The organism is Aeromonas sp. s7(2024) (genome assembly GCF_040907825.1).
GTDB classification, from domain to species: domain Bacteria; phylum Pseudomonadota; class Gammaproteobacteria; order Enterobacterales; family Aeromonadaceae; genus Aeromonas; species Aeromonas veronii.
This window is the reverse complement of record NZ_JBFOCM010000036.1, coordinates 29,039-47,546: the sequence shown is the minus strand read 5'-3', so window position 1 is coordinate 47,546 and position 18,508 is coordinate 29,039. Positions and strand designations below refer to the sequence as shown.

Below are 18,508 nucleotides of genomic sequence, written 5' to 3'. Positions count from 1 at the left end.
ATCTCGGGAGCCCTTTTTATTGTTCGCCTTGGCGAGCTGCGACCAGCTGTCAGGAGAGCGCCAACCCGATGGAGAGCAGCAGGCTGAACAGAAAGGCGCTGATGGCGGTCTTCTTGAGGGCGCCGGTCAGCACCTCGCCATCGTAACTTTCGCGCAAGGTGCGGGCCGCATCGCTGAGAGGCTTCATGGCGGGCAGGAAGATCCACGGCCAGAAACTGGCGGGCTGGATCAGGATAAAGGCGATGGTTGCCAGCAGCGCCGCCCCCAGCAACACCCAGTGATAGGCGATGGCGCGGTTGCGGCCAAGGCGCACCGCCAGGGTGATCTTGCCGCTGGCGGCGTCGGTCTCGATGTCGCGCACATTGTTGATATTGAGCACGGCGGTGGCCAGCAGGCCACAGGCGGTGGCGGGCAATAGCAGATCCCACTCCAGCGTCTTGGTGAAGAGGTAGTAGGAGCCGAGCACCCCGAGCAGGCCGAAGAAGAGGAACACCGAAATATCGCCAAACCCGCGATAGCCGTAAGGGGTCTTGCCCACGGTGTAGGTCACCGCCGCAACAATGGCCGCGCCACCCAGCACCACAAATGCCAAAATCTGCAGCCACTGGCCGCCGAAGGCACAGCCCAGCAGCAGCAGGCCACTGGCCACCGCCGCCAGCGCAGTCAGCCCCATCGCCACGCACATCTGCTTTTTGGTGATAAGACCGGAGACCACCGCCCGCTGCGGGCCGATCCGCTCGCCGTTGTCGGCGCCGGAGACCGCATCGCCGTAATCGTTGGCCAGATTGGAGAGGATCTGCAGCAGGATGGCGGTCAGCAGCGAGAGCGCCATGATGGTGCCATCGAAGGCACCACGACTGGCAGCCAGCCCCGAGCCCAGCAGGATGGAAGAGCAGGCGAGCGGCAATGTTCGCAAACGCGCCGCCAGCAACCAAACAGAGAAGGTATTTGTCATTTTGTGATGGCCAAACAATCGGATATTGATCGTGTTAAGGGTTATCGAACCGGATTTGGGTATACTTGGCCCCGGAGAGTGAAGCTCCCGCGGGCGATTTACATGGACGAATGGGCAGATAATATATAGGAAATCATCGCCCTTTGGCATAAACCTACGGCATCCAGCTACCGGATCGCTCGTTACTACCCGGCTCAGACAAGAATCCATGTTGGCTCAGACCCATATCAAGCAACAACTGGACGCCCTGCGTCACAGCAACGTCAGCGGCTTCGTACGGTTGCGAGTAGCGATCGAAATCCGCTCCTTTCTGGGCTGGCTCGCGGCGCAAACCCTCTATCCCCGCATCTACTGGCAGGCCCGTGGAGAGGCTCGTCCCGAGTATGTCGCGCTGGGCGCCATCCATGAACTGACCGAACCGCACGCCATCAAGCAGGTGTGCACTAACACAGCCAACCAGCATCATGACGACAGCCCTCGCTACTATGGCGGGCTGGCGTTCGATCCGGCCCAGTCCGGCTGGCAAGGGTTTGGCCCCTGCCGTTTCGTGCTGCCCCGCATCGAGCTGGTGCGCCGTGGCGAATGCGTCAGCCTCTGCCTCAACCTCTGGCTGGATGAAAACAATCTCGAGGCCGAACTGCAGGCGGCCGAAGCCGCCCTCGATGCCCTGCGCCCGGAAGCCCCGCTGCCAGCCCTGCAAAAGCAGCCCTGGCAGCGACAGGATTGCCCCGGCCCCGCCCAGTGGCAGACGCTGGTGGAGCGCGTCACCGCCCCCGATTTTCAGGCGCACACCCCCAAGGTGGTGCTGTCGCGGGAGAGCGTGCTGACCAGTCCGAACCACGATGCGGATATCAATCCCTGGGCCATGCTCGACCAGTGGGCCCGCCACGCCCAGGACTGTTTCCACTTCGGTTTTCAATTCTCCCCCGAGCAGGCCTTTATCGCCTGCTCCCCCGAGCGGCTCTACCGCCGGGAAGATCGCCACCTCTTTACCGAGGCACTGGCGGGCACCATCCGCCGCTCCGGCGATGAAGAGGTGGATGCCCAACTGGCCGCCGAGCTGCTGGCCGACAGCAAGAACCGGCTGGAGAACCGGCTGGTACATGCCGACATCCTCAGCCGACTGGCACCACTGACCCACGATGCCACCCTGACCGAGCCACGCATTCTCAAACTGCGCCTGCTGCAACACCTCAAGTGCGATATCGAAGCCGAGCTCAAGCCCGGGGTCTGCGACTGGCAGTTGCTCGACGCCCTCCACCCGACGCCGGCGGTGGGCGGCGCTCCGCGCGAGGCAGCGCTCGCCTTTATCCGCGAATTCGAGCCCTACGATCGGGGCTGGTACGCCGGTGCCTGCGGCATGCTGAGTCGGGAGACCTCGGAGTTCTCGGTCGCCATTCGCAGCGCCCGCATTCAGCCGGGCAGCGTCACCCTGTTTGCCGGTGCCGGCATTGTCGCCGGTTCCGAGCCTGTCGCAGAGTGGGCCGAGCTCGACAACAAGATCGCCAATGTGCTCTCCCAGCTGGGATAGTCATTCACCCTTTTCACGCTACGAGAGCCCCTATGCCCACCCGTAAAGAGCCTGCCAGCGAAGAGTTTGCCTGCACACCGTTTTCGAGCCAGCACGCCACCTTCAACCACGTCTGGTCCTCCCTCTTGCTGGAGGAGCTCTTTCGCCTCGGGGTGCGCGATATCGCGCTGGCCCCCGGCTCCCGCTCCGCGCCGCTGACCATGGCAGCCGCGGCCCATCAGGGCTTTCGTCGTCACCTGCACTTTGACGAGCGCGGCCTCGGCTTTATGGCACTGGGGTTGGCCAAGGGGAGCAACCGGCCGGTGGCGGTGATCATGACCTCGGGCACCGCGGTAGCCAACCTCTGGCCCGCCGTGGCAGAGGCCCAGCTCACCGGCGTGCCGCTGATTATTCTCTCCGCCGATCGTCCTCACGAACTTATCGACAACGGCGCCAATCAGGCGATCGACCAGCAAGGGATCTTCGGCCGCTACCCCGTCTATCAGCAGAACCTGCCGAGCCCCACCCCGACCATTCCGGCGGCGTTTGTGCTGAGTTCGGTGGACCAAGCCTTGGCCAAGCAGGTGCTCACCCCCGGGGTGGTGCACTTCAACTGCATGTACCCGGAGCCCCTTTACCCGGGGGAGCACTATCAGGATTTCTCCGACTATCTGGCCCCCCTCGGTGACTGGCTCGGCTCGCACAAGCCATGGAGCCCGTGGCAGCAAAACGAGCCGACCTGCCCACCTCAGGCGGAGTGGGAAACCTTTCGGCAACAGCGCGGCATCGTTGTAGCTGGCCGCATTACCGACCCGAAGCAGGCACAGACCGCCGCCGCGCTGGCGGAGCAACTCGGCTGGCCGCTGCTGGCAGATCTGCAGAGCCAGATCCGTTTCGATAGCCGCAACCTCATCCATATGGATCTGGCGCTCAACGACCCTGAATTTGTCGCCGAGTTGGGCCGCGCCGAGGTGCTGCTGCAATTTGGCGCGCGGCTTGTCTCCAAGCGGCTTGGCCAGTTCATAAAACACCATTCATGGCAGGATTACTGGCTGGTGGATCCGCAACCGGCGCGGCTCGATCCCGACTACCGGCTGCGCAACCGGCTGCTCTGCAGTGCCAGCGCCTTTGCTGCGGCCCATCCGGTCACCACACAAGCCCCCTGGCACACATTGGCCGAGCTGCAACACAACGCCAGCCAGCAGATCGCCGCTGCCTGCGAGCACTTCTCCGAGCTCGGGGTCTGCCATCGCCTCAACCGCCTGATCGAAGGGCAACTGTTTGTCGGCAACAGCATGCCGGCCCGACTGATGGATATGCTCGGCGAAACGGGCAAGGGGCCGAGCCGGGTGATGACCAACCGTGGCGCCTCCGGCATCGATGGCCTGATCGCCACCGCCTACGGGTTTGCCCAATCGATCGAGCTGGGTAGCGATGAGCCCACCACCCTGCTGCTTGGGGATCTCAGCGCCCTGCACGATCTCAATAGCCTCGCCCTGCTCAGCAAGGCGAGTCGACCGCTGGTGGTGATCCTGCTCAACAACAATGGCGGCAGCATCTTTCGTATGTTGCCGGTGCCCACCGAAGGGGAGCTGCTGGAGAGCTACTACCGGCTGCCCCACGGCCTCAGTTTTGAACATGCTGCCGCCATGTTTGGCCTCGGCTATCGGGCGCCGACCACCCTGCCCGAGTTCGAGCACGATTACAGCGCCGCCCTCCAACATGGCGTTACCTTGATCGAGATCCGGGTACCGAGCGAGCAGGTAGCCGATGATCTCAAGGCGCTGGGGGCCGCCATCCGTGGCAAATAAAGATGCCAATGTGCCGCTGGTGTTGCTGCACGGCCTGCTGGGGGATAGCGGCGACTGGCAACCGGTGATCGACCGGCTGCCCGCCATCCGCTGCATCGCCCTCGATCTGCCGGGTCACGGCCAGTATCGCGATCTCAACGTCAGCGACTTTGAGCAGAACCACCAGTGGCTGGTAGCCGAGCTGGCAAGCCGCAACATTGAACGCTACCTGCTGGTCGGTTACTCGCTGGGCGGACGACTGGCCCTCTATCACGCCAGCCGCGAGCCCGCCGGGCTGCGGGGGCTGTTGCTGGAGAACTGCCACCCGGGGTTACCGGCCAGTGAACGGGCCGCCCGCATCCAGCACGATGAACAGTGGGCGCGGCGCTTCGAGCAGGAGCCCCTGGCTGACGTGCTGGCAGACTGGTACCGGCAAGGGGTGTTTGCCGATCTTGACGATGCGGCCCGGGCCCGCCAGATCGCCCGCCGCCTTGGCAACGACGGTCAGGGCATCGCCACCATGCTGCGCGCCACCTCGCTAGGCAAGCAGCCGGATCTCGCCCCCTGGCTCATGGCGAGCCAGCTGCCGGTTACTTATGTGAGTGGCAAGCGGGATCACAAATTCCATCAGCTGGCTTGCCAGCTGGCGAACCAGGATCGCAGAATCAACCACTTGGTGCTGGATGGCGGCCATAATCTGCACGCCCATCAGCCTGATAACTTTGCCCGACTCCTCGCGGAGTGGGTCAACCAACAAGAAGAGACGAGTCATGATTGAAGCAATGACGGAAGCTGAACTGTATGCACCTGTTCAACATGCCGGGATTGCTCAACTCAGTGTTCAACTCGGTGCTCAACTGCACTCTCCCAGATCAGAAGGAAAAAACCATGATTGAAGCAATGACGGAAGCGGAACTGTACGCTCCGGTTGAGTGGCAGGATTGCTCCGCCGGTTACGAGGACATCCTCTATCACAAGTCCAACGATGGCATTGCCAAGATCACCATCAACCGTCCCCAGGTGCGCAACGCCTTCCGTCCCCGTACCGTCAAAGAGATGCTGCAGGCGCTGGCCGATGCCCGTTATGACGATCAGATCGGCACCATCATCCTGACCGGTTTTGGCGAGAAAGCCTTCTGCGCCGGCGGCGACCAGAAGATCCGTGGCGACTACGGTGGATACCGGGATGACGAGGGGACTCACCACCTCAACGTGCTCGACTTCCAGCGCGACATCCGCACCTGCCCGAAACCTGTGGTTGCCATGGTGGCCGGTTACGCGGTCGGTGGTGGCCACGTGCTGCACATGATGTGTGACCTGACCATCGCCGCCGACAACGCCCAGTTTGGCCAGACCGGCCCGAAAGTGGGCTCCTTCGACGGCGGTTGGGGCGCCTCTTACATGGCTCGTATCGTCGGCCAGAAGAAGGCCCGCGAAATCTGGTTCCTCTGCCGCATGTACGATGCCCGGCAAGCCCTCGACATGGGTCTGGTCAACACCGTTGTGCCGCTGGCGGATCTGGAGCGTGAAACCGTGCGCTGGTGCCGCGAAATGCTGCAAAACAGCCCGATGGCGCTGCGTTGCCTGAAAGCGGCGCTCAACGCTGACTGTGATGGTCAGGCGGGCTTGCAGGAGCTGGCGGGCAATGCCACCATGCTGTTCTACATGACCGAAGAGGGTCAGGAAGGCCGCAACGCCTTCAACGAAAAGCGTCGCCCCGACTTCTCCAAATACAAGCGGAACCCCTGATGACACTAGCCCTGTATCGCTATCAACTGCCTTTTACCCAGCCACTGACCTTTCACGGCAAGGTGGAGGTGGCGCGAGAGGGGCTGTTGGTGCACATCAACGACGGCTGGGGGGAAATTGCCCCCCTGCCCGGCTTCTCGAAAGAGAGCCTGCAACAGGCAGAGGCAGAAGCCCTCGCCACGCTGGCAGCACTGGCCGCCGGCGACACCCCGAACCCCGTGCTGCCGTCGGTGCAATTTGGCCTCGACTGCGCGCGCCGGACATGGCCCGAGCAGCGCAACCCGCTGCCGGAGCCCTATCCCCTCATTCAAGGCTCCCCCCAGGAGCTGCTGCGCAACTGGAAAGAGTGGCTGCACCGCACGCCCGGCAAGGCCAAGCTGAAGGTGGCGCGCTACCCGATGCGTGACGAGCTGGCGCTGATCCGCCTGCTGTGCGATCGCCTCCCCTCCCTCAAGCTGGTGCTGGACGCCAACCAGGGCTGGACTCGCGAGGAGGCGTGGACCTTCTGTGGCCACCTCGACCCGAATCGCATCGAGTATCTGGAAGACCCCTGCGCCGACTTTGCCGACATCGCCTTTGTCGCCAACCGCACCGGCATGCCGGTGGCGCTGGACGAACTGCTGGCGCAGGGCAAGCCGTGGGAGCCGATCCCGCAACTGCGCGCGCTGGTGCTCAAGCCTACCCTGCTCGGTTCGCTGGCCAACTGCGAAGCGCTGATCGCCCGCGCCCGCGAACTGCGGCTCAAGGTGATCATCTCCTCCTGCTTCGAATCGGATCTGGGCCTGAACCAGCTCTTTCATCTGGCAGGCGAGTGGGCGCCGGAACAGGCGCCGGGGCTGGATACCCGCCGCTGGATGGCGGGCAATCTGCTGGGGGAGGATGGCAAACCAGATCTGAGCCGACTGGAGCAACTGTATTACCGTGATTGACCCCTCCCGCTCATCCGAACAGACACCTTGCCCGGTACGCCACCGGGCAATCACAGCCCCGAACCGCATTGCCATCCACGCAGTCTCCCCCCTCAGTTATCGCCAGCTCGATGCCCGCCTCAACAGCCTGTGCCAACAGCTGGAACAAGCCGGAGTGCGTCGTGGCGATCATCTGACAGCGGTGGTGCGCGGGGCGCTGGAAGATGTGCTGCTGGCGTGGGCCTGCGTGCGCAGCGGCGTGGTGTTCTGCCCGCTCAACCCCGCCTTTCCTCTCGAAAAGCAGCGCGAGCTGGCGGTGCAACTCGATGCCGATGCCTTCTGGTCGGCAGGGGAGATCCCGGCAGGCAACTGGCAACCCTTGTGCCTCGACTTCACGCACGAACTGCCGGCAAGCGAGGAAACATGGCCGCTGGAATCGACCCAGCTTAACAATATGATCCTCACCTCGGGCTCCAGCGGCACGCCGAAAGCGGTGGTGCACCGGCTCTGCAACCACCTGGCCTCGGCACGCGGCTCTGCCACCCTCATTCCCCTCGATGAGGCCTGCGGCTGGCTACTCTCCCTGCCGCTGTTCCATGTGGGCGGCTACGCCATCCTGTTTCGGGTCTTTCTGGCGGGCGCCACGTTGGTGCTGGATCAACGTGAACGCTCCCTCAAGGAGCGGCTGGAGTGCCAGCCCATCACTCACCTCTCGTTGGTGCCAACCCAGCTCTGGCGCCTGCTGGCAGAGGGTTTTGATCCCGCCCGTACCCGCCTGCGCGAGTTGCTGCTCGGCGGTGCCGCCATCCCGCAACCGCTGGTGAGCCGCCTCTGCGCCATGGGGCTCGAACCCAAGGTGAGTTATGGTCTCTCCGAGATGGGCAGTCAGGTCTGCACCGCTATACCCGGCGATACAGGCGTAGTTGGCAAACCGCTACCGGGACGGGAAGTGTGCATCAGGGAGCAGGAGATCTGCGTGCGCGGCGCCACCCTGTTTGCCGGTTACTACCGAGATGGCGAGCTGGAACTGCCGCTCGATGACGAAGGCTGGTTTCATACTCGCGACAAGGGGAGGTTCACTGCGGCAGGGGAGCTGCTGGTAGAGGGACGGCTCGATAACCTCTTCATCTCGGGTGGCGAAAACATCCAGCCCGAAACCATCGAGCAGCGACTGGTAGATCATCCCGCTGTCGCCCAGGCGCTGGTGGTGCCGGTACCGAGCGACGAGTGGGGGCAACGCCCCGCCGCCTTTATCGACTGGCACGGCGAGCCGGTTCCCGACTCCGAAATGGCTGCCTGGATCCGTGCCACCCTGCCCGGCTTTATGGTGCCCGACCACTGGCTCCCCTGGCCCGATCTTGGCGGCAATCTCAAACCCTCTCGCCAACTGCTGGGCAAGGTTGCCCGACAACAGACCACTCGGGCACGACAAGCTGAATGAGATCGGACTCACATTTTACCGATCTTCTTTGAAAACAAAAAAGAAACATGTGAGTCCTTACTGCGGCGCCAACCCACGATAATTCGATCAGACTCAAAAAGTCACCATCTTATTGATTTATCTGATTTTTAATTGGCAATTGATATCCCTTTGGAACTGTTTAAATTGCCTTGCGATTACTCGCAAGACAATACACAAACAAGAACAAAGGGATAAAAATGAACCGTTCAGGTACCGGGTGGCTGCTGCTGGCAGGCCCCCTGCTTTTGGCTACATCCTCGGCGCAAGCCAACTACTCCCCCAATGACTGGCGACAGTATCAGCTGACTGGCGAATCGAGCCGGCAACTGGCCGCTCGCATCACCGAGATCACCTACGAGCTCAAGGCGCGCAGCAGCAATGCTCCTTACCAGCAGCTTAGGGTCTACCGTCGCTTCGACTGGCAGAGTAGCGATCTCGCCGCACTGGCCGAGCAACAGTGTGGCGAGCCGCAGCTCAAGGTAGATGCGGGCTGGCAGATCCGCTTCATGCGCTGTGAAGATCGGATTCCGGCGGGCAAGCTCATTCCCGCCAGCAGTTATGACTTTGGTTATGGCCTCAAGCAGGGTCGCTGGGAGCAGCTGGCGGGCACGCCGACCGCCCAGCGGCAGGATCGTCTGCCGCTGCCGCAAGCCATCATCCTGGGTCAGAGCGAAAGGGAGCTGGATCGCTGCGAACTCAACGCACAAGGCCGCTGCGCAGGGTCGGAGTGGCACTATCAGCCGCAGGATTGGCAGCAGTTGCAGGTACTTGAAGAGACCCCGAGTGAGCGGGATGGCCGGTTGGAGCAGATCTTCTTTCGTCTGCAACCGGTGGCAGGTAGTCAGGCTGCTGCTCAGGTCAGCGAGATCCACGTCTGGCGCCGCTATCAGTGGCTGCTGGATCAGCTCACGCCTCAGCAGGAGTGTGATGAGCCGCAGGAGCGCAAGGAGGGGAGCAACACCATCCGCTATCGCATCTGTCGTCAGGTGATCCCCGCTGGCAGCGAGGTTCAGGTAACGTTGCAAGATAGCGGCTACCAATACCCGGTCGCCGGCGGCGAGTGGCAACCCCTGCCAGAGAGCAAAGAGTGGCAGGAGAGCCGGGTGCTCAATCGCCCCATCGTGCTGGCCAGCAAGGAGGAGCAGCTGGAGTGCCGCCGCGCCAACGGTCGTCTCTGCTCCGAGCCCGAGCAGCCCGATGTGGATCTGCTCGATAGCGATGCCGCCAAACTGGTAGCCGACGTGAGCGGCCAGAACAGTCCTGCCTGGCAGGCGGATTACGGCCACGATGACGCCAAGCTGATGGCGGTGGTGCGCGGCATGCGTGCCCTGATGGCGGCCAACCAGCCGACCCATCCGGCAATGGACAAGCTGCTCTACTATGTGCGCGCCCATAACTACCATGGCGGCGTTGGCAAGGAGAGTGATCAGGCCGCCCGGGCACTGGCCGGGGTGATGATTGATCTGCTCAACCACCCATTGCTGCTGGGTGCCGAACCACAGGATCAGGCTGGCACAGTGCTGGAAGCCTGGAGCGTAGCGGCGCAGGGACAACTTGGGCAAGCCGCCTTCCGCCAGAGTGCCGCCCCCATGCTGGCCCAGCTCAACCAGGCGCTCGGCTATGCGGTGCAACATGCGGCGCAGATCAATGGCCACAAACCCTGGGCCGATGGCCTGTTCGAGCTGCTCAATCTGGTCGATCAGAGCGCCTCTTACGGTCAGCAGGCAGACTTCAGCGCAGCTGTGCTGCAACAGGAGGCGGCATTGCGCCAGAGCCTGCTGCAACTAGGCCTGAGCGAGCTGGCCCTCTGGAAACAGCGCGATGGCTCACGGGATCTGTTTATCTTCAACAACATCCTCGATGCCCATAGCCGTCTCTACCAGATGATGCGCTACCTCCATCACACCAGCCCGGATAAGGCGATTGCCTATCGCCAACAGCTGGATCGCGATGTCATCGCCATCATGCACCAGCAGGGGCTGATCCCGGGTGGCCAGCATCCGGCTACCATGCTGGAAGAGGTCTCCCTGACCCTCTCCAGCTACTACCTCACCTACACGGATCGCACCAGCGAGGCTTGTGTCAGCGGTGAGTTCGCCGGGCTCTGCACACCGATCCGCATGGAAGATATTCTGCCGTTCGAGCACACCTGCTCACCCACCCTGCGTCTGCGCGCCCAGGATCTGACTCAGGCTCAGGCCGAAGGGATCTGCCGCGAGCTGGGTGATGAAGAGCAGCGCTTCCACCAGCAGATGGAGACTGGCTGGCAACCGGTGGCCGATGATCACAACGAAGCGCTGGAGCTGGTGATCTTCAACTCCTCCGCCGACTGGGGCCGCTACGGCAGCGCGCTGTTTGGCGTCTCCACCGACAATGGCGGCATCTATATCGAGGGGGATCCGGCTCGCCCCGGCAATCAGGCCCGCTTCTTCGCCTATGAGGCGGAGTGGAAACGCCCTGCCTTCCAGGTGTGGAACCTGCGCCACGAGTATGTTCACTATCTGGATGGCCGCTTCAACCAGTACGGCAGCTTCGGACACTATCCGCTCAACCGCACTACCTGGTGGGCCGAGGGGATTGCAGAGTACATCGCCCACGGCCAGTGCTTTGCCCGGGGTCTGGATAACGTGGCAAACCGCCCCGCTAACCAGCGCCCGACACTGGCGGCGATCCTCCACCTTGACTACGACCAGGGTGGCGAGATGGTCTACTCCTGGTCCTATACCGTGCACCGTTTCCTCAACGATACCGGTCGTGGCGCCAGCTGGCTGGCGCTGGCACAGGCGCTGCGCAATCCGGATCGACAGCAGGCGATGAGCGACTTCGAAGGGGAGCTGGACCGGCTGATCGCCAACGACAGCCACGCCTATCAGGCGTGGCTCGCCCGGGATCTGCTGCCCTGGTGGCAAGCAAACAAGGAGTCAGACGCCTGCAAAGGCAATGACTCCGCCCACTGATAAACCTTCACCGACCAGAGGGGCTGCCACCGCAGCCCCTCGCTTTTTCCCCCGCACTCCCTCTTCTGCTGCGACAACCTCTGCCCGAATGAGGTGCCCGCCCGTTATCAAGCCTGACGCCAGCGGCCGAGTTGTAATAGAATGCCGATAGCCACTCCCAACTTCAGACCCTGACCGCACCGCGCATGAAGAAGTTTGCCAAGATCCTCCTCGCCTGCCTCGTTTTGCTGCTGGCCATGATTGCCATGCTGCTGGGCTACAGCGAGTGGATCGTCTCGGATGCCCGTCACTACACCTACGATCAGGTAGACAAGGTGCCCTACAACCGGGTTGCGGTGGTGCTGGGTACCTCCAAATATCTCTCCGGTGGCGGCCCCAACCACTACTTCAAATACCGTATCAAGGCGGCGGCCGAGCTCTACAACAATGCCAAGGTGGACTTCATCATCGTCTCCGGTGACAACGCCACCGTGCAGTACAACGAGCCACGCCAGATGCGCCGCGCCCTGATCAAGGCGGGCATCCCCGCCTCCGCCATCTATATGGATTTCGCCGGATTCCGCACCCTCGACTCAGTGGTTCGCGCCAAGGAGGTGTTCGGCCAGGAGCGCTTTACCGTGGTCTCCCAGGGCTTTCATAACGAGCGGGCCATTTTTATCGCTCGCCATTTCGGTATCGATGCGGTCGGCTTCAATGCCGAGGATCCCAGCGCCTATCAGGGGATCCGCACCCGGGTGCGGGAAGTCTTTGCCCGCCTGATGGGGCTGCTCGACCTCTATGTGCTGGACAAAGGGCCCAAGTTCCTCGGGGCTCCGGTCCCCATCGGTCTGCCTGTGCCTTGCCAGTCACTGAGTACCATCGGCAGCCTGCAACCTTGCCTAAAACAACCCAAACCGGCGGTGGATGAGGCCAAGCCAGCGGCAGTCTCTGCCGCGGTTGCCACCGAGTCGGCTACTCCATCTGCCTCGGCCGCGACTGAACAAGTCACTCCTGCTTTATCCGCAGCGACAGCCACTGAGCTGGTCACTCCCGCCAAATCCGCGGCAGAAACCGCCGCCGAGATGCCCAGCGCGGCCTTGCCCACATTGCCGATGACCCCTTCAGCCGCCAGCGTCAGCACAGCCACACCATAAACAGACGACCCGCCAACTGGCGGGTCTTGTTATTACAGCGCGGGTTGTGGCGGTGAGCCTGTACACCCATTCCCAGCGATCAGGTCAGCCTCTCGCCGCTTGATAACGGCGGGCCACTTCGGCCCAATCCACCACCTGATAGAAGGCTTCGATATAGTCAGGACGCTTGTTCTGGTACTTGAGATAGTAGGCGTGCTCCCACACATCCAGTCCCAGGATCGGGGTATGGCCATGCATCAGGGGACTATCCTGATTGGCACTGCTCTCCACCTGCAATCTGCCCGCCTTGTCCACCACCAACCAGGCCCAGCCGCTACCAAAACGGCTCAGGGCAGCCTGAGTGAAGGCCTGCTTGAAGGCATCGAATCCCCCCAATTCCCGCTCGATGGCCAGAGCCAGTTCACCGCCCGGCTCACCGCCCCCCTGCGGGCTCATCACCAGCCAGAACAGGGAGTGGTTGGCATGGCCGCCGCCATGGTTGCGGACCGCCCCCTGCAGGGCGGTTGGCAGGGTGTCGAAGCGGTGCAGCAGATCCTCAACCGGCATTGCGGCCAGCTCTGGCGCCCCTTCCAGCGCCGCGTTGAGGTTGTTGATATAGGTCTGGTGATGACGGCTATGGTGGATCTCCATGGTCAAGGCATCGATATGGGGTTCCAGTGCGTCGTAGGCATAGTTCAGGGCTGGCAGGGTATGGCTCATGATGACCTCTGTTCGGATTAATGGAGCCGGGATGAGGGCTCGCTCTGACACAGGCAGTGACCGAGCGAACGCATGATCCCGGCGTGGCTGCCGTGGCGCTGGACGAACGTCAGCAACTCGGCACGGGTTGTGCGGGTATGGCGCAACGCGGCTTCTCGCAGGCGAGAGGAGCAAGCGGGGGAGTGACAGGTCGCCAGCAGGCAGTCGTGCACATAGCAGAGCAGGTCGGCGGCGCGATCGGGCAGAGTCATGGCCACCAGCAGATCCGCCAGATTGTGGTGAGCCACAACCAGCGCCGCCACCGCCTCATCGGCGTCATGCCACTGCACCAATTGCTGACGAGCCAGCCAGAGCGCCTGCTGATAATGAGCTAGCGCCTGATGATACTCGCCGCAGTCAAACAGCCGGTTGCCCTCTCTGGTCTGCTGTTTCCAGTGACTCATGCTGCTGCCACCTTCGGTCGACTCGACCCACCCCTTCACCCAGGTTGCTGTCATATGCTTCACACCAACAAATGATAATAATTATCATTACATGAATCATATCCGGGAGACAAGGGGCGTCGGGATCGCAGCAAACAGCCAAAACAGCGCGGCCACTCCTTGGCAAGGAGTGGCCGCTTGAGGCACCGGTCAGTGAATTCGACCGGCTAATTGCAAGTTAACGGCAGGTCAGATGTTGTTGGCTGGCGAAGGCGGGGCGATCCCCAGCAGCATATGGTCCATCATGCCTACCATGCGCCCTATCTCGGGCTTGGTGATGGTATCGTTGGCCCCCAGTTGCAGCGCTTTCTGGCGGTTGTCATCGCTCATCAGCGAGGAGAACATCACGATGGGCATCTCCTTGTAGGAGGGGGTATCCCGCAGCCGCTTGAGCAGGTGCATACCATCCATGCGCGGCATCTCCACATCGGTGATCACCGCATTGACGAAGCCGGTCACCGGCATTCTCTCCTCCTGGGCCAGACGATCGAAATCCGTCATCATCTCCAGCCCCTCTCCCCCGTCCTTGGCCGTGATCACGTTGTAGCCAGCGGTGCGCAGGGTGGTCTCGATCATCTTGCGGATAAAGGCCGAGTCGTCCACCACCAGAATGGTTTTTCCCTGGCGCAGCGCCATCATGCGATCGTCGATGAGCACCTTGCGGTCCTGGGTGACGTCGTACTTCTCCATGCTGAGCTCGGGGTTGATATCGGCGATGATCTTCTCGAAATCGAGGATCATGATGAGGTTACCATCACGCCTGACCACGGCCACCACGCAGTCGTTCTCCCCCGCTTCCAGAAACTGGCTGGGGGACTCCACATCCTCCCAGGAGACCCGATGGATCCTGCTGACACTGTCGATCAGAAAACCGTTGGCCATCTTGTTGAAGTCGGTGACGATCACCACCTTGTGGCTGGGGTCGGGGTTGGTCTTGATGCCGAGCCAGCCCGCCAGATCCACCAGCGGGATGAGGCGATCCCGCAGGGAGAAGACCCCCACCATATGGCGCTGGGCATTGGGGTAATCTGTGGTCTCCGGCACCCGGATCACCTCGCGCACCTTGGCGACGTTGATCCCGTAATAAGCGGTTTTTTCACGGCCGTCCGGTAGCTGCTTCTTGAGGTGAAACTCGATGATCTCAAGCTCGTTGGTGCCACTTTCGGTCAGGATAGATTTACGCTCTTCCCCATCTTTGGACATCATGGTGACTCTCATTCTGGTTGCGCGGGCAGCAGACCGCTGCGGTTTTCTCTCAGTATAGGAATGGAATGCACTCTGCTGCGCTGATCCGGTCAATATTGCAGCTATAACCACTTGATCCGCTAGGCCGGAGGGTTCGTACCAGCCTATCAGGAAAATTGTTGTGCGATGGAGAAGGCCATCACAGCGTCACAAGGAGAGGACTCATGAATGAGAGCGTGGTCGTGATAGGGGCTGGCGGCGGGATCGGAGCGGCTCTGGTGACACACTGGTTGGCGGCGGGTGTCGGGCCAGTGATTGCCATCAGCCGCCAGCCCGCACCAGCAGGAGCCTCTTCGCCAGCCCTGCACTGGCTATGTTGTGATTACAGCGATGAGCAGATGACTGAAGTGGTGGCCCGCATCGCGGAGTTGGCACCGAGACCCCATCGGGTGGTGATCTGCAACGGCATCCTGCATCAGGGGGAGATCCAGCCAGAGAAGCGGCTCGAAGCAATCAATCTGGATGCCATGACCCGCCTCTACCAGACCAACGCCTTGCTGCCGCTGCGCTGGATCAGCCAGTTGTTACCGCTGTTTGGCCGCGAGCCTTGCACTCTGGCCGTTCTCAGCGCTCGTGTCGGCAGCATTGGCGACAACCGAGCGGGCGGCTGGTATGGCTATCGTGCATCCAAGGCAGCCCTCAACATGCTGCTCAGGTGTGCCGCCATCGAGCTGGCCCGGCGGGCCCCAGGCGTCAAATTGCTGGCTTTCCACCCCGGCACAGTGGATACCCCACTCTCCCGTCCGTTTCACGCCAATGTACCGCCAGGAAATGTGCAGAGTCCCGAGCTGGTAGCCGAGCATCTTGTGCAGCTGATGAACCGGCTGCAACCGGATGGCGAGCTGAGCTTTCTCGACTGGCAGGGCAAACCTATCGAGTGGTAGAGGAACTCAAGAGACGTGCCAGCAGCGTCCGCAAACTCTTGATCACGGCGGGCTTGCCCGCCAGTTGCAACCTCGCGGCCAGCGCCCCCCACTCTGCGTATTGCCAGATGGGGGCAATCAGCAGAGCACGTTCGTCAGGAGTCAGTGAAGCCAACACATCCAGATTGCGCGCCAGCCACAACTGCAGGCTGCATTGGCTCAGTTCAAACGGCTTGTGATGATGGGCAAAGCACTCAACCTCGTCGCGCTCGAACTCGCCAAGCTCCGGCACGGTGACGGTACTGCCTTGCAGGCATTGCCATACCAACTCGGGATCCAATCCTTTCAACTCACCCGCCAGCAAGGTCGGCAGCTGGCGTACAAAACGCTGCTGCCACTGATTCAACTCGGTCTCATGTTCGGGTTTCAGCGCTTTAAGCAGCAGAGCTGCATGGCAGCCGCTGGCAGCATCCCGCAGCAGGCCGATGCGCAGCACCGCCAGCCCGGCCTTGCGCCAGAAGGGGAGCAGGTCGGCGCTGGCCGAAAAGGCAGAACCGAGGTAATCGATCCCCGCCTGACGATAATGTTCTTCAAGCCTGCCAAGCAGCAGCGACCCCAGACCGTGGCGATGCAGCTCGGGATGGATGGCGATACGCATCACTCGGGCGTAGCTGCGCCCCCCCGCCGTTTTGAACCCGGCGTGGGCCAGCAGCGACTGGGGCAGCAGATGGCCGCGCGGACGGCGGCGTCCGGCCCAGATCGCCTCGGCCAGCTCGGGCTCTATCTCCCCTTCCCGCACCACCAGCGCCACACCCAGCAGGCTCTCGTCCTGCTCCAGAAGATGGATATCGAGAGCTGGGCTCTCCAGCAGGGATCTGAGATCGCTCGGCGTAGTCTGGTAGTGAGCCAGCACCAGCAAGCCGAACAGCTGGTTGAGCAACGTCTCGTCGCTCTCCAGCGCCTCCTGATTGACCAGACGCCAGCTCGGGCTAGTCGGCGGCAAGGGAGTTACCACTTCGGCATTGAGACCGAGCAGGCGGAAAATCAGCGGCTCCAGCGGATCGCGCTCACTCCAGCGAATGGGCTCAGAGAGGTGGATCTCCTGCCACTCCGGGGTCTGGCTATCGAGCACCCGCTTGAAGCGCAGGTGAAAACCGCGCCCCGTCCCCTCGTAACCATGCTCGGTGGTGGCAAACACGATGCGGCTGTGGCGGGCCAGCATGGCCTCGAGCAACGGGGTCGGAATGGCGGCCGCTTCATCCACCAGCAGCAGATCGGGATTCATCGCCTCGTGCACCAGCCGATCCGGCGAGCAGTAGCTCAGTCCGGTCAGCTGTTCAGGCGTGGTATCTAGCCCGCGAGCTGCGTGGGCAAACAGGGTCGCTACCGTTGCCTGCGAGGGGGCCGTCACCACTATGTTCAGCCCTGGCTGCTGGCGCAGCAGCTCGGCGGCAGCCAGCCCCAGCAGCGCACTCTTGCCACGACCTCGGTCGGCACTCAGCACCAGCGGCCGACGACGATGGCCGTGCAACACCTTGTGGATGGCGGGCAGTGCCCGTGTCTGATCGCTGCTCAGCCTGCGCTCCGGCCCAATCGGTTGCCACGGCTGCGAGCAAACCGGCGGATCCAGAGAGAGGGCAGGATCACCTTCCAGCAACCGTACCAGCCGGGCGATAAAGCCGTGGCCGGCCCGACCGGCCTCCTCCGGCTGGGCCACCAGCCGGATCCGATCAGGATCCGGCCATGAAGGCCACTGCGCTCTGGGCGGCGTCAGCAACAACAGCAAGCCACCGGCGCGCAGAGTGCCCGCCAGCGCCCCGAAGGCGTCGGGGTGAAAGCCGCTAAAGGCGTTGAACACCAGCGTGTCGCACTCCTGACCGAGCCGCTGCGGCGCCTTGGCGGCGGGTTGCGGAGCATAATGCTCGGGCCCGGTGCCCAGCCAGAAGACGGTCTCGCCGAGCAGGGATTGAGCGCGGGCAATGCACTCGGCCTCCTCCCCCTCCAGCCAGATCAGGCGCCGCTCACCGGCGCGGGCCAACGCCTCGCGCAGGCTGTTGAGCTCTTGCGGCCTCATGAAGCCTGGCTGTCAGCCGGTTTGCGGGGCTCGAACATGCGCTCTCCCATCTGATCGATAAAGGTGTGGGCCTTCTGCACCATGAAACGCTCGGCATCGGCCGGATTGGCAAACAGATCGGAGCGGATAAAGCGGTGAGTCTGCAGCACCCCATCCAGCTCTTTGGTGATGCGGCCCGCCAGCCGATACTGGCCACCTTCGGCCATGGGCTCCGGATAGATGAGATAGCCGGCATATTCGGTGGGAGTGACTTCCGGCGCCTTGGTCGGCTCGCCCCCGAACAGGGCGCTGAACAGTTTCTTGAGCATGGTGATCTCCTCTGGTTGCCAGCATTGTCCCCAAGGGGTTGCACAGTGGCAAGCAGGGTATCTTATTACCAATGGTTATTTGCACTACGAACCATTCTCATTTAGATTTCATCTCATTCCACAAGAGGTGACCATCATGTACGTCTGTTTGTGCCGCGGCATCACAGATACCCAGATCCGCAAAGCGGTGCAGTCAGGTAAAAGCGAATTCCGCCAGCTCAAGCAGTCGCTCGAGGTGGGCGCCCAATGTGGCAAATGCGTGCGTATGACCATGGAGATCATCGCCGCCGAACTCGACAAGATGGAGCAGGAGCAACCCGTGCTCTACTACAAAGTGGCCTGATCCGGACACCTCTTTTCTGATGCGACCCGC

17 protein-coding genes are annotated in these 18,508 nt (G+C 62.3%); 11 read left to right on the top strand and 6 right to left on the bottom strand.

Annotated features, from left to right (window positions below; all coding sequences use genetic code 11):
• Positions 1–49 precede the first annotated feature (49 nt).
• Positions 50–955: a 1,4-dihydroxy-2-naphthoate polyprenyltransferase gene (locus AB5Y73_RS15930; RefSeq protein ID WP_026034945.1), complete on the bottom strand. Its 906-nt coding sequence runs from the start codon at positions 953–955 to the stop codon at positions 50–52.
• A 208-nt stretch (positions 956–1,163) separates the two neighbouring features.
• Here AB5Y73_RS15930 and AB5Y73_RS15925 point away from each other — a divergent pair, with 208 nt between their 5' ends.
• From AB5Y73_RS15925 to AB5Y73_RS15885, 9 genes are all read left to right on the top strand, one after another.
• Entirely contained in the window at positions 1,164–2,486 is a 1,323-nt protein-coding gene (locus AB5Y73_RS15925; protein ID WP_181497059.1) for an isochorismate synthase MenF, read from the top strand.
• A gap of 32 nt (positions 2,487–2,518) precedes the next feature.
• Positions 2,519–4,276: a 2-succinyl-5-enolpyruvyl-6-hydroxy-3-cyclohexene-1-carboxylic-acid synthase gene (gene menD / locus AB5Y73_RS15920; RefSeq protein WP_181497058.1), complete on the top strand. Its 1,758-nt coding sequence runs from the start codon at positions 2,519–2,521 to the stop codon at positions 4,274–4,276.
• Positions 4,236–5,033: a 2-succinyl-6-hydroxy-2,4-cyclohexadiene-1-carboxylate synthase gene (gene menH / locus AB5Y73_RS15915; protein ID WP_181497057.1), complete on the top strand. Its 798-nt coding sequence runs from the start codon at positions 4,236–4,238 to the stop codon at positions 5,031–5,033. Before menD ends, menH begins: the two co-directional genes overlap by 41 nt.
• On the top strand, positions 5,026–5,151 hold the full coding sequence (locus AB5Y73_RS15910; RefSeq protein ID WP_258224330.1) for a hypothetical protein: 126 nt from the start codon (positions 5,026–5,028) through the stop codon (positions 5,149–5,151). Before menH ends, AB5Y73_RS15910 begins: the two co-directional genes overlap by 8 nt.
• A 4-nt stretch (positions 5,152–5,155) precedes the next feature.
• A complete protein-coding gene (menB, locus tag AB5Y73_RS15905; protein ID WP_206525820.1) occupies positions 5,156–6,004 on the top strand; it encodes a 1,4-dihydroxy-2-naphthoyl-CoA synthase in 849 nt (282 codons plus the stop codon).
• Positions 6,004–6,933, top strand: coding sequence for an o-succinylbenzoate synthase (menC, locus tag AB5Y73_RS15900; protein WP_181497056.1), 930 nt, complete (start codon positions 6,004–6,006; stop codon positions 6,931–6,933). The genes menB and menC overlap by 1 nt, the downstream gene beginning before the upstream one ends.
• A complete protein-coding gene (menE, locus tag AB5Y73_RS15895; RefSeq protein WP_181497055.1) occupies positions 6,926–8,353 on the top strand; it encodes an o-succinylbenzoate--CoA ligase in 1,428 nt (475 codons plus the stop codon). The genes menC and menE overlap by 8 nt, the downstream gene beginning before the upstream one ends.
• Before the next feature lie 218 nt (positions 8,354–8,571).
• Complete coding sequence (locus tag AB5Y73_RS15890) at positions 8,572–11,331, top strand: collagenase (RefSeq protein WP_107682835.1); 2,760 nt, start codon at positions 8,572–8,574, stop codon at positions 11,329–11,331.
• Between the two features lie 185 nt (positions 11,332–11,516).
• Positions 11,517–12,464, top strand: coding sequence for a vancomycin high temperature exclusion protein (locus AB5Y73_RS15885; protein ID WP_118854544.1), 948 nt, complete (start codon positions 11,517–11,519; stop codon positions 12,462–12,464).
• Positions 12,465–12,548: 84 nt separating this feature from the next.
• On the opposite strand, the gene AB5Y73_RS15880 is transcribed toward AB5Y73_RS15885, so the two are convergent.
• The 3 genes from AB5Y73_RS15880 to AB5Y73_RS15870 all read right to left on the bottom strand — a co-directional run bounded on the left by AB5Y73_RS15880 (position 12,549) and on the right by AB5Y73_RS15870 (position 14,851).
• Entirely contained in the window at positions 12,549–13,163 is a 615-nt protein-coding gene (locus tag AB5Y73_RS15880) for a superoxide dismutase (RefSeq protein ID WP_107682837.1), read from the bottom strand.
• A gap of 17 nt (positions 13,164–13,180) precedes the next feature.
• Positions 13,181–13,660, bottom strand: coding sequence for a hypothetical protein (locus tag AB5Y73_RS15875; protein WP_005354955.1), 480 nt, complete (start codon positions 13,658–13,660; stop codon positions 13,181–13,183).
• Between the two features lie 174 nt (positions 13,661–13,834).
• Positions 13,835–14,851, bottom strand: a complete 1,017-nt coding sequence (locus AB5Y73_RS15870) for a chemotaxis protein (RefSeq protein WP_005335957.1) — start codon at positions 14,849–14,851, stop codon at positions 13,835–13,837.
• Positions 14,852–15,054: 203 nt separating this feature from the next.
• Between AB5Y73_RS15870 and AB5Y73_RS15865 the strand changes: the two genes are divergently transcribed.
• The gene (locus tag AB5Y73_RS15865) at positions 15,055–15,774 is read left to right on the top strand and encodes an SDR family NAD(P)-dependent oxidoreductase (RefSeq protein WP_107682838.1); all 720 of its coding nucleotides are present in this window, start codon (positions 15,055–15,057) and stop codon (positions 15,772–15,774) included.
• Here AB5Y73_RS15865 and AB5Y73_RS15860 read toward each other — a convergent pair.
• Together AB5Y73_RS15860 and AB5Y73_RS15855 are read right to left on the bottom strand one after the other, a co-directional pair.
• Entirely contained in the window at positions 15,761–17,827 is a 2,067-nt protein-coding gene (locus AB5Y73_RS15860) for a tRNA(Met) cytidine acetyltransferase TmcA (RefSeq protein ID WP_107682839.1), read from the bottom strand. The two genes, AB5Y73_RS15865 and AB5Y73_RS15860, sit on opposite strands and share 14 nt — an antisense overlap.
• A complete protein-coding gene (locus AB5Y73_RS15855) occupies positions 17,824–18,135 on the bottom strand; it encodes an HlyU family transcriptional regulator (protein ID WP_107682840.1) in 312 nt (103 codons plus the stop codon). Before AB5Y73_RS15855 ends, AB5Y73_RS15860 begins: the two co-directional genes overlap by 4 nt.
• A gap of 136 nt (positions 18,136–18,271) precedes the next feature.
• Here AB5Y73_RS15855 and AB5Y73_RS15850 point away from each other — a divergent pair, with 136 nt between their 5' ends.
• A complete protein-coding gene (locus tag AB5Y73_RS15850; RefSeq protein ID WP_107682841.1) occupies positions 18,272–18,478 on the top strand; it encodes a bacterioferritin-associated ferredoxin in 207 nt (68 codons plus the stop codon).
• Positions 18,479–18,508: the final 30 nt, after the last annotated feature.

Coding starts and splice junctions, on each gene's coding strand:
- AB5Y73_RS15930 (WP_026034945.1), bottom strand. CDS start 955: ATGACAAATACCTTCTCTGTTTGGTTGCTGGCGGCGCGTTTGCGAACA.
- AB5Y73_RS15925 (WP_181497059.1), top strand. CDS start 1,164: ATGTTGGCTCAGACCCATATCAAGCAACAACTGGACGCCCTGCGTCAC.
- menD (WP_181497058.1), top strand. CDS start 2,519: ATGCCCACCCGTAAAGAGCCTGCCAGCGAAGAGTTTGCCTGCACACCG.
- menH (WP_181497057.1), top strand. CDS start 4,236: ATGATCTCAAGGCGCTGGGGGCCGCCATCCGTGGCAAATAAAGATGCC.
- AB5Y73_RS15910 (WP_258224330.1), top strand. CDS start 5,026: ATGATTGAAGCAATGACGGAAGCTGAACTGTATGCACCTGTTCAACAT.
- menB (WP_206525820.1), top strand. CDS start 5,156: ATGACGGAAGCGGAACTGTACGCTCCGGTTGAGTGGCAGGATTGCTCC.
- menC (WP_181497056.1), top strand. CDS start 6,004: ATGACACTAGCCCTGTATCGCTATCAACTGCCTTTTACCCAGCCACTG.
- AB5Y73_RS15890 (WP_107682835.1), top strand. CDS start 8,572: ATGAACCGTTCAGGTACCGGGTGGCTGCTGCTGGCAGGCCCCCTGCTT.
- AB5Y73_RS15885 (WP_118854544.1), top strand. CDS start 11,517: ATGAAGAAGTTTGCCAAGATCCTCCTCGCCTGCCTCGTTTTGCTGCTG.
- AB5Y73_RS15880 (WP_107682837.1), bottom strand. CDS start 13,163: ATGAGCCATACCCTGCCAGCCCTGAACTATGCCTACGACGCACTGGAA.
- AB5Y73_RS15875 (WP_005354955.1), bottom strand. CDS start 13,660: ATGACAGCAACCTGGGTGAAGGGGTGGGTCGAGTCGACCGAAGGTGGC.
- AB5Y73_RS15870 (WP_005335957.1), bottom strand. CDS start 14,851: ATGATGTCCAAAGATGGGGAAGAGCGTAAATCTATCCTGACCGAAAGT.
- AB5Y73_RS15865 (WP_107682838.1), top strand. CDS start 15,055: ATGAATGAGAGCGTGGTCGTGATAGGGGCTGGCGGCGGGATCGGAGCG.
- AB5Y73_RS15860 (WP_107682839.1), bottom strand. CDS start 17,827: ATGAGGCCGCAAGAGCTCAACAGCCTGCGCGAGGCGTTGGCCCGCGCC.
- AB5Y73_RS15855 (WP_107682840.1), bottom strand. CDS start 18,135: ATGCTCAAGAAACTGTTCAGCGCCCTGTTCGGGGGCGAGCCGACCAAG.
- AB5Y73_RS15850 (WP_107682841.1), top strand. CDS start 18,272: ATGTACGTCTGTTTGTGCCGCGGCATCACAGATACCCAGATCCGCAAA.